We start from the raw sequence: 9,411 nt of genomic DNA on the forward strand, positions 1-9,411 counted from the left end.
ACCGCTCAAACTCCTCCGGACGCTGTCGTGATCGGGATGATCTGCGCGCCAGCCTTGATCTCATCGAGGTAGTTGGCCCACTTCTGCATCATCGTGCGCCGCTCTTTTATGAACTTCGTGCGGTTGTAGGCGCCCCCGAGGTTGTCTGGGACTGCGTGCGCGAGTTGGTGCTCGATGACCTCCGGTTTTTGCTCCAGCTCTTCGTGCAGAATCGTTCGGGCCATCGCGCGAAAGCCGTGACCGGTAATCTCGGTGCGCGTGTCGTAGCCGAGCCGGCGCAGCGCGGCGTTGATCGCTGCCTCGCTCATCGGACGCTTGCGATCCCGTGCGCCGGGGAACACATAGCGGCCCGATCCCGTCAGCGAGTGCAGCTCGCGCAAGACGGCGACGGCCTGCGTGGCGAGAGGTACCAGATGCTCTGTCTTTGTCTTGCTGACGTGGTAGCGCCATTCACCCTTGTCCAGATCGATTTCTGTCCATTCGGCCTGTCGCAACTCGCCGGGCCGGACGAATAGCAATGGTGCGAGCTTGAGTGCGCACAGCACTGGAAACGTCCCGGTGAAGCCGTCGAAGGCGCGCAGCATCTCGCCGACCTTCGCAGGTTCAATGATCGAGGCAAAATGAGTCGTTTGTGCTGGTGGAATCGCGCCAGTCAGATCACGCGCCGGATCGGCCTTGCAGAAGCCTTCCTTGATCCCGTAACGGAACACGCGACTGATTTCCCCGCGGAGGCGATGGGCCGTGAAGCGTGCTCCGCGGCTGTCGACGCGTTTCAGCACATCGAGGATCTCGGGTGCCTCAATTTCTGCGATGGGACGTTTGCCGAGCCATGGGAATGCGTCATTCTTGAAGCGAGCTAGTGTCTTGTCGTATTGCGCCGGCTCGACATAAGGGCGGCGCTCATCCATCCAGGCGAGGGCAACGGCTTCTAACGAGTTAGCGGCCGCGAGCTTGGCGGCGCGCTTGTCTGCTTTCTTGGCTTCCCCCGGATCGATGCCGCCAGCCAGCTTCTCGCGCGCGGTATCGCGACGCTTGCGCGCTTCGACGAGGGTGACGTCCGGATACATCCCGAGCGCGAGGCTCTTCTCCTTGCCGTTGACGCGATACTTCAGCACCCACCGTTTGCCGCCCGCCGGCGTGATGAGCAGGAACAGGCCGCCGCTATCAAAGAGCTTCTGCTGTTTTTCGGCGGGCTTGGCATTGCGAACCGCAAGATCGGTAAGAGCCATGAGAATGCTCCGTAGCGCGAGCACGAGGGGTGTTTCGGGGGTCTTTTTTCAAATCAGCTCGCCGTGACGACAGACGACCCCCGGAAAAACCCCCGCTTAGGGGTTGTTGGTGCTGGTGAAAGTTGGTAGAAGTTTGCAACAAAAAACCCCGCGAAGCTAGACTTGGCGGGGTTTAGTGGTGAAACTTGGTTGTTGCTTGGAAACTTGTTGGTGCCCAGGGCCGGAATCGAACCGGCACGCCTTGCGGCGGGGGATTTTGAGTCCCCTGCGTCTACCAATTTCACCACCTGGGCAGGTCTTGCAGCGCACGCGCCAGAGTATGGCTCGCGGCGAAGACGCAGATTATGGCGGAAAATTCGACGACGGGCAAGCCGGTTGGCGTCATCGAATGCTCGACCGTCAAACCGTGCGTGAAAACCGTGCGAGCGTCTGCTGACCGAGATAGCGGTCGAACACCATCGCGATGTTGCGCACGAGCATGCGTCCAGCCATCTGCACTTCGAGCTTGCTGCCGCTCACCGACACCAGTCCGTCCTGCTCGAAGCCGCGCAAACGCTCCAGTTCCGGTTCGAACGTCTCGGCGAAACGAATGCCGTACGCGGCGTCGAATTCATCGAAGCGTAATTCCAGATTGCACATCAACTGCGTGATCACATCGCGGCGCAGACGGTCGTCCGCGGTGAGGTGCACGCCGCGCGTGATCGCGAGCTGGTTCTCATCGATTGCTGCGGCATAGCCGGGCAGATCTTTGATGTTCTGCGCGTACACATCGCCGACTTTCCCGATCGACGACGCGCCGAAGCCGATCAGATCGCATTCCGCCCGCGTGCTGTACCCCTGGAAATTCCGATGCAACGTGCGCTGTGCTTGCGCGCGTGCGAGTTCGTCGGTGGGCAGCGCGAAGTGGTCCATGCCGATGTAGACATAGCCCGCGCCCGTCAACCGCTCCACCACTCGCTGTAGGATCGCGAGGCGCACGGCGGGAGAGGGCAGCGTGGCCTCATCCATCTGCCGTTGCATCTTGAAGAGCTGCGGCATGTGTGCATACGCGAACACCGAAAGACGATCGGGCGCGAGTTCGATCATCGTGTCGAGCGTGCGGCTGAAGCTCTCGACCGTTTGATGCGGCAGCCCGTAAATCAGATCGACGCCGATCGAGTGGAACCCCGTGTCACGCGCGGCCTGCATCACCGACGCGGTCATCTCGAGCGGCTGAATGCGATTGATCGCCTGCTGCACCACCGGATCGAAATCCTGCACGCCGAGACTGAGCCGGTTGAAGCCGAGCATGCGCAAATGGGCAATCGTCCCGGGCGACGCTTCACGCGGATCGACTTCGATCGAATATTCGCCTTCCGTATCGGGCAGCAACGTGAAGTGCTCGCGCGCTGCGGCCATCAGTTCCGCCATTTCATCGTGCGACAGGAACGTGGGCGTGCCGCCGCCCAAATGCAATTGCGACACGGGGCGCCGTGTGTCGAAACATGCCGCCTGCAACGCCATTTCGCGCTTCAGGCGCTCGACATAAGGACGTGCGTGCGCTCGGTTTTTCGTGGCGACCTTGTTGCAACCGCAGTAGAAGCACACGGTGTCGCAGAAGGGGATGTGGAAGTACAGCGAGAGGTCGGTGGCGGAAGCGCCCGGGTCCGCGGCGGCGCGCAAATAGTCGGCGGGATCGAAATCGTCGCGGAACTGCAAGGCGGTCGGATAGGACGTATACCGTGGACCGTTTGCGCTGTATTTGGCGAGCAGGTCGGGGCGGAATAGCGTGTTGGCGGTGGTCATGGGGCGCTCGGGTTTGACAGCCACCCTTGAAGAGGCACGAGCCGGCGGGATTTCGGGACCGGTTCGAACTGCAAAAACGCCTCTTTAGCGTGGCCTTTCGTAGCCACCAAGTTTAAGTGGGTGACCCGCTGCGGGATTGTGTAAAAAGGTCGCACGGGAGGCGATGGCACAATGCGGGTCTGGCGCTGCGTTGCCTGTTTTCGAGTTCAGGAAAAATGTCGTGAGTGATGTGCCGAACAGCGTTGTGAAGCGCGGGTCCCCATTCCATGTGACCGGTCATGCGTGCCGCCCCGATTGCGGCGCGTGCTGCATCGCGCCGTCGATTTCGAGCCCGATCCCCGGTATGCCGAATGGCAAACCGGCGGGCGTGCGCTGCGTGCAACTCGGGGACAATGAACGCTGCAAGCTATTCGGTGACTCGCGGCGTCCTGCAGTCTGTGGCGGCCTGGCGCCTTCCATGGAAATGTGTGGGGCGAATCGCGACGCTGCAATTCAGTGGCTGGCAACGCTTGAAGTGTTGACTGCGCCTTGAAGGTGCGGGGGTGTCAGAAGGACCCAGCAGACCCAGCGGATTCGAATCGTACGCCTTGCTGCCGATTTCAATGAAACAGGCCGTGGTATTGAATCAATCAAAGCGATTCTTCCAAAGCGCCACCACGCCGTGCAAACAATTTCTGACGTACCCATCTGCTTACATTGTCCGTTTGTTGCATGGCGGGTTTCTCGATAAATCGGAATGTCGTATAGCTGACAAAGACTAAAACAGGGGTTGCTAGTAAAATCAGGAGCCAGTGTTCCAGCGGCGTAAAGAGCTTCGCATTTTGTACGCCAATGACGAAATTAAAAATCGTAAATAAAATAAACCCATGCAGGAGATAAATGCTGTAAGCGAGCTCCCCCAGCATGCGTGAGAGTTGATTGGTCAATGTGCCGAACAATGTGGCTCCGCCTGCGATCAAGGCAAAACTCAGGGAAAGGAGTGCAAACGGGGTACGTGCATATGCCGTCGGAAACAGGGTGAGTGCCGCGGCGATTGCGGAGATTGCAATAAGCGAGGCGCCCCTCGTTTCCGCGATTTGACGAAACCTGGCATGACGGCAAAGAAGTGCGGCAATTATTCCGCTGAAAAATGGTCCAACGAATCTTAGGTCCGTATGGAGATGAACAAAATCCAGTGCGCCGATCAATCCGACTATCAGGACGGAAAGCACGGGGATACTTCCCGTCGCGACCGCCAGTAGAGGAAGGGATAAATAGAACGCCCATTCATAGGCTAGCGTCCATGGCACGCCCGCCAAAATGAGTTTGGTTTCCCCTATTCCATTTAAATCTGGTTCGCCAAAACTGGCAAAACTTATCCATCTCAGCGCATTGGCTGCCAGTGTTGCAGGTGATTGCACCAAGGTGAAATCAGACATCACAGTGACTACGACGAAAAGCAGCAGCATGGCGAACAGATACAGCGGTGTAAGCCGCAGAACCCGGGAAACATAAAGTTTGATCCAGTCGATTCCTTTTTTCTTGTCATTGGTTATTTTGGTGAAAAACAGAAACCCGGTAATCATAAAAAACATGGACACACTTGCGCGCCCAATATTTGCCATGAAATTTGATGGAGGAGAATCAAATTGGGAGGTTTTTAGATAGAAATACCATATGCATGAATGGTGCAGAAAGACGAGAAAAGCCAGATATCCTCTCAGTCCGTCAATGGTCACAAAGCGCCCCTGAACTTTGGGAGCGCCAAATCGCCAGATCAAAACCTTTGACATAGCGAGTGCCAGGAGTAACGCGAAAAAAACGGGGACGGGGCTAGTAGGGCTTATCATCGGACCTTTGACCTCTTTTAAAGCCAGTGTTTCGCCAGAGCAAAGTCAGCATAACCCGTCCCTCCTGTCGAGAAGTCAGAGAGTTGTGGTGAAGTGTTGTCGAACGCTCATTGAATTTGATCTGTATTCGAGGAGCGGACGAGGTTGCCGGAGGGGGCGAACCGGCAACTATCCCATTACACTACGCACGGCAAACCGGCGGGCGTGCGCTGCGTGCAACTCGGTGACGATTTGCGTTGCGCGATTTTCGGTCAGCCGGAGCGGCCCGCGTGCTGTTCTGGTCTGCAACCGCAGATGGACATGTGCGGCGCGAGCCGCGGCGAAGCGCTCGCGTGGCTCACCCAGCTCGAAACGCAAACTCAACCGCAAGCGGCGGTGCGCCAGTAGCGCGCGAACGATTCCGCCGCGTCATCCATCCGGACCAACAACCCAACGCCACTGCATGCTCGACAACGCTTCCTCAGGAGATTTCGTATGACTCGACCCGCTGCGCCGACCCGGCGCCGCTTCCTGCTTGCAGCGCTGACAGGCTGCACCGCGCTTGGCATCACTGTCTCGCTTGCTGCGTGCGCCACCTCGACTTTCCCGTTCATTCCCTCGCATTACACGTTCTCGCAGCAGCAGGTGCAGGACGCGGTGCAGCGCAAATTCCCGTATCAGCGCACGATTTCGCAAGTGTTCGACGTCGCGCTGACCAATCCGGTGGTCGGCTTCCTGCCCGACGCGAACCGTGTCTCGGTGAAGCTCGACGCCCGATTCGCGAGCCCGTTCATGCCGCAGCCGGTCGACGGCGTATTTACGCTATCGAGCGAACTGGCCTACGACGCCGCCAGCAAATCGGTCGTGCTGAAGTCGCCGAATGTCGACAGCGTCAGCGTGAGCGGGCAGGCGCAAGCCTATACGCAGCAGATCAACGCCGCAGCGGCCGTGCTCGCCACCCAGGTGCTGACCAACTATCCGATCTACACCTTCAAGCCCGAACAACTGCAATTTGCCGGTGTGAACTACGAACCCGGTACAATCACCATCCTTACAAACGGCATACGCGTGCAAATCGTCGAAAAATGACGCTGCGCGCGGCCGGCGGGGCTGCGCGCGTATCGTGCTGACCCTGTTCGTTTCGACTATCTACAGCGATGAGGGTCACGGATGGACTGGCTATTGGCTTGCAAGGCGCTGATTCTGGGCGTCGTCGAAGGGTTGACGGAATTTTTGCCGGTGTCGAGCACCGGGCATTTGATCGTCGCGGGCAGTCTGCTTAATTTCACGGACGAACACGCGAAAACCTTCGATGTCGTGATCCAACTCGGCGCGATTCTGGCCGTGTGCTGGGAGTTCCGCCGCCGCATCGGCAGCGTGGTGGTGGGCTTGCCCAACCGGCCCGACGCAAGGCGCTTTACGCTGAACGTGATCATCGCGACGATTCCGGCGGTCGTGCTCGGCTTGTTGTTCGAGAAGGCCATCAAGGAGGCGCTGTTTTCACCGGTGCCGGTTGCGTTCGCGCTGGTGGCGGGCGGCGTGGTAATCCTATGGGCGGAGGCACGCCAGCGCGCGCGAGGCGACACGGCGGCACGCGTTCAGAATGTCGACGATCTGAGCCCGCTGGATGCGCTGAAAGTCGGCTTCGCTCAATGTTTTGCATTGATCCCAGGCATGTCGCGCTCGGGTTCGACGATCATCGGCGGGATGCTGTTCGGCCTCGAACGGCGCGTCGCCACGGAGTTCTCTTTTTTCCTCGCGATTCCGATCATCTTCGGCGCGACGGCTTACGAGCTCTATAAAGACTGGCACCTGCTGTCCGTCGATGCGCTTGGCACCTTCGCACTCGGCTTCGTGGCGGCGTTCATTAGCGCCTTCGCCTGTGTGCGTTGGCTGCTGCGCTATATCGCCGCGCACGATTTCACCGTGTTCGCGTGGTACCGCATCGGCTTCGGATTGTTGATCTTGCTGGTGGGCTATAGCGGTGCGTTGAGCTGGGCGGACTGAGTCTCCGTTTGTCTTTCGCGTCATGAAAAAAGGTCCGTGTTTGCGGACCTTTTTGCTTATGGCGAGCACCACTGCCGTGCGATTTATGCCGCGCCGCGCTTCCTGAACACCAGATCCCACACGCCATGCCCAAGCCGCAGCCCGCGGCGCTCGAACTTCGTCACCGGACGGTATTCAGGGCGCGGCGCGTAGCCGTCGGCGGTATTTTCCAGCGCGGGATCGGCGCTCAGCACTTCGAGCATCTGCTCGGCGTAGTTTTGCCAGTCGGTCGCGCAATGCAGATAGGCGCCCGGCTTCAGGCGCGAAACCAGCAACGCGACGAACTTCGGCTGAATCAGCCGGCGCTTGTGGTGGCGCGCCTTGTGCCACGGGTCCGGAAAGAAGATATGCACGCCGTCCAGGCTGTCCGGCGCGATCATCTGCTCGAGCACTTCGACCGCGTCGTGCTGAATGATGCGGATGTTCGACAACGTCTGCTCGCCCATTAGCTTCAGCAGCGCGCCGACGCCTGGCTCGTGTACTTCGACGCCGAGGAAGTCGTCGCCGGGACGGTGCGAGGCGATCTCCGCGGTGGTCGCGCCCATCCCGAAGCCGATTTCCAGCACACGCGGCGCTGTACGGCCGAACACGCTTTGCCAGTCGGGTTGTTGCGGCGCGAAGGGCACGACGAAACGCGGACCCAGTTCATCCATGGCGCGGCGCTGGCCGGTCGATACGCGGCCTGCACGCGTGACAAAGCTGCGGATGCGGCGTCGATGCAAGGCTTCTTCTTGCGGGGTGTCTGTGTCTGCACCGGCGCCTGCGTCGGCCGGTTGGCTTTCAGTGTCGGCGGAAACCGGCGGGAGTTCGTCGGGCAGGCCGGCGTTGTCTGGATCGTGGATCATTGTCGATACGGGTACTAGGGTGAGGGCATGGCGGCTTGCATGGCGTGTTGCGAGGCGCCGCTTGCGCTTGCGCGGCACGGGCCGCTACGCGTAGGCGCGGTCCGCTCGAATCGCTATGCCTGGCCGCCGCCACTACAAAAAAGCCGCCTTCATGGGAGGCGGCTCGTGCTGGATTCTGCTGAGGGTTCAGCAGGAAGGTGGAGCGGGCGTTGCAAGTGCGCGTAAGGTAGCACACCCGAAAAGGGTGCGTCCAGACGATGGCCGGCTTGAGGGGGCGTGGAAATCGGCTCAAATATTACGATTTCATAACCATGACAGCTATTCGTATGATTTAATCGGGTTCGTCAGGCATTCCGTTGCAACGATTATCAAAGCGAAAATCCATCATGGGCAAACACGCACACAATCATCGTCAGGCAAAAGACGCGAAAACGGGTTGGGTCGCTATCGATCCGACCGCGGTTCCTACTACCTCCCAGAATGCGCTTCGCAAAGCAATGGGCATTGAAGGCGTTCCGCTCACTCAATTTAACGATTTACTGTGGCTCATGGCGCAGGAGTCGAGCGGAGTGGTGGACGTGCGCAATGGGAAGTCGTTCGCACGTGGGCTTTATCAGTTGCCGCGGCCTCAATATGAATTGAATCCGAATGGCGAAAAATCATTCGGTAATGCAGTTGAAGAATGTCAGGGCGGGATTCGCTATATTCTCGGGCGATACCACACCGCTGCATCAGCGCGGTTGTTCTGGGAAAAACATCACTGGTGTTGAGTAATCGGTGAGAAAGCGGCTGCGAAGAACTAGTGGCAACAAGCGCCATGGCGTGCTGAATACCGCTTGGTGCCATCGCGTGTTTGGGCGACTTTCTGAATGGCAGGCGGGAGGACGTAGCTGGCGGGAAATACTGCGAAACGCGGCAGAATCAGATCCTTTCGCGAAGCCAGCCAGCCGGTCGTCAAGCTGGCTGAAAAGAATCTGGAGCGGGCGATGGGAATCGAACCCACGGCTCTAGCTTGGGAAGCTAGGGTATTACCATTATACGACGCCCGCAGAGCGCACGATTCTACTCGGGAAGGGGCGGTTAGCGCAAATCGCACTGCCGCCACCCTTGTCCACACGGCGCACCGGGCGCCGTTCAGATCACGAAGTAGGTCAACTGAACCGCCGCACGCGTCACCACCATCAGCAGCACCTGCACGATCACGAACAGCAGAATCGGCGAGAGGTCGATGCCGCCGAGCTGCGGTACCACACGGCGCAGCGGATTCAGGAACGGCGCGGTCAACTGATACAGAATCGGCATGGCCGGCGAGCGCGGATTGAGCCACGACAGCAGCGCCATCAGGATCGTCATCCAGATGATGAGATTCAGCGCCCACTTGATGACGGTCAGCACGGCGACGATCAACAGCGTCGGCACCAGCGCGAGCGGATCGGCACCCGTCAGCACCACCATCAGCGTCACATAAACGATTGACGCGAGCAGCGCCGCGACGAGGCTCGCCCAGTCGATGTTGCGGGTGCTGTGCAAGATATGCCGCAAGGGCAGCACGATCCAGTTGGTGGCTTGCAGCACGGCGTTCGTGACGGGGTTGTACGGCGGCATGCGCACGACCTGCAGCCATGCGCGCAGCAGTAACGCGGCGCCGAACAGCGTAAAGACGGTATTGAGCAGAAAACGGGCGATATCGCCAAACAT

Annotated in this window: 9 protein-coding genes, 2 tRNA genes and 1 pseudogene; 5 read left to right on the top strand and 7 right to left on the bottom strand. The window is 59.3% G+C overall.

Going from position 1 to position 9,411, the window contains the following annotated elements:
* Window positions 1-5: 5 nt before the first annotated feature.
* The 3 genes from PQQ95_RS15730 to hemN form a co-directional block, all read right to left on the bottom strand.
* Window positions 6-1,229: a tyrosine-type recombinase/integrase gene (locus PQQ95_RS15730; RefSeq protein ID WP_408438308.1), complete on the bottom strand. Its 1,224-nt coding sequence runs from the start codon at window positions 1,227-1,229 to the stop codon at window positions 6-8.
* 208 nt (window positions 1,230-1,437) lie between these two features.
* A tRNA-Leu gene (locus PQQ95_RS15735) sits at window positions 1,438-1,522 on the bottom strand.
* A gap of 106 nt (window positions 1,523-1,628) precedes the next feature.
* Window positions 1,629-3,014 (bottom strand): oxygen-independent coproporphyrinogen III oxidase, encoded by a 1,386-nt coding sequence (hemN, locus tag PQQ95_RS15740; RefSeq protein ID WP_408438309.1) that lies wholly within the window; start codon window positions 3,012-3,014, stop codon window positions 1,629-1,631.
* Between the two features lie 220 nt (window positions 3,015-3,234).
* Between hemN and PQQ95_RS15745 the strand changes: the two genes are divergently transcribed.
* Window positions 3,235-3,546 carry a YkgJ family cysteine cluster protein gene (locus tag PQQ95_RS15745; RefSeq protein ID WP_408438310.1) on the top strand — a complete coding sequence of 104 codons (312 nt, stop codon included), beginning with the start codon at window positions 3,235-3,237 and terminating at the stop codon, window positions 3,544-3,546.
* A gap of 97 nt (window positions 3,547-3,643) precedes the next feature.
* Here PQQ95_RS15745 and PQQ95_RS15750 read toward each other — a convergent pair whose 3' ends face one another.
* Entirely contained in the window at window positions 3,644-4,786 is a 1,143-nt protein-coding gene (locus PQQ95_RS15750) for an acyltransferase family protein (protein WP_408438311.1), read from the bottom strand.
* 243 nt (window positions 4,787-5,029) lie between these two features.
* Here PQQ95_RS15750 and PQQ95_RS15755 point away from each other — a divergent pair.
* The 3 genes and pseudogenes from PQQ95_RS15755 to PQQ95_RS15765 form a co-directional block, all read left to right on the top strand.
* Window positions 5,030-5,230 (top strand): annotated as a pseudogene (locus PQQ95_RS15755) (YkgJ family cysteine cluster protein); the annotation flags it as partial.
* Between the two features lie 87 nt (window positions 5,231-5,317).
* Window positions 5,318-5,911, top strand: coding sequence for a DUF1439 domain-containing protein (locus tag PQQ95_RS15760; protein ID WP_408438312.1), 594 nt, complete (start codon window positions 5,318-5,320; stop codon window positions 5,909-5,911).
* 81 nt (window positions 5,912-5,992) lie between these two features.
* On the top strand, window positions 5,993-6,829 hold the full coding sequence (locus tag PQQ95_RS15765; RefSeq protein WP_408438313.1) for an undecaprenyl-diphosphate phosphatase: 837 nt from the start codon (window positions 5,993-5,995) through the stop codon (window positions 6,827-6,829).
* 83 nt (window positions 6,830-6,912) lie between these two features.
* On the opposite strand, the gene trmB is transcribed toward PQQ95_RS15765, so the two are convergent.
* Window positions 6,913-7,713: a tRNA (guanosine(46)-N7)-methyltransferase TrmB gene (gene trmB / locus PQQ95_RS15770; RefSeq protein WP_408438314.1), complete on the bottom strand. Its 801-nt coding sequence runs from the start codon at window positions 7,711-7,713 to the stop codon at window positions 6,913-6,915.
* A 386-nt stretch (window positions 7,714-8,099) separates the two neighbouring features.
* Between trmB and PQQ95_RS15775 the strand changes: the two genes are divergently transcribed.
* The gene (locus PQQ95_RS15775) at window positions 8,100-8,483 is read left to right on the top strand and encodes an aggregation-promoting factor C-terminal-like domain-containing protein (protein ID WP_408438315.1); all 384 of its coding nucleotides are present in this window, start codon (window positions 8,100-8,102) and stop codon (window positions 8,481-8,483) included.
* A gap of 205 nt (window positions 8,484-8,688) precedes the next feature.
* On the opposite strand, the gene PQQ95_RS15780 is transcribed toward PQQ95_RS15775, so the two are convergent.
* Both PQQ95_RS15780 and PQQ95_RS15785 read right to left on the bottom strand, forming a co-directional pair.
* A tRNA-Gly gene (locus tag PQQ95_RS15780) sits at window positions 8,689-8,762 on the bottom strand.
* An 85-nt stretch (window positions 8,763-8,847) separates the two neighbouring features.
* A complete protein-coding gene (locus tag PQQ95_RS15785) occupies window positions 8,848-9,411 on the bottom strand; it encodes a YggT family protein (RefSeq protein WP_408438316.1) in 564 nt (187 codons plus the stop codon).

Source organism: Paraburkholderia caffeinilytica, from assembly GCF_046030355.1.
Lineage (GTDB): Bacteria > Pseudomonadota > Gammaproteobacteria > Burkholderiales > Burkholderiaceae > Paraburkholderia > Paraburkholderia caffeinilytica_B.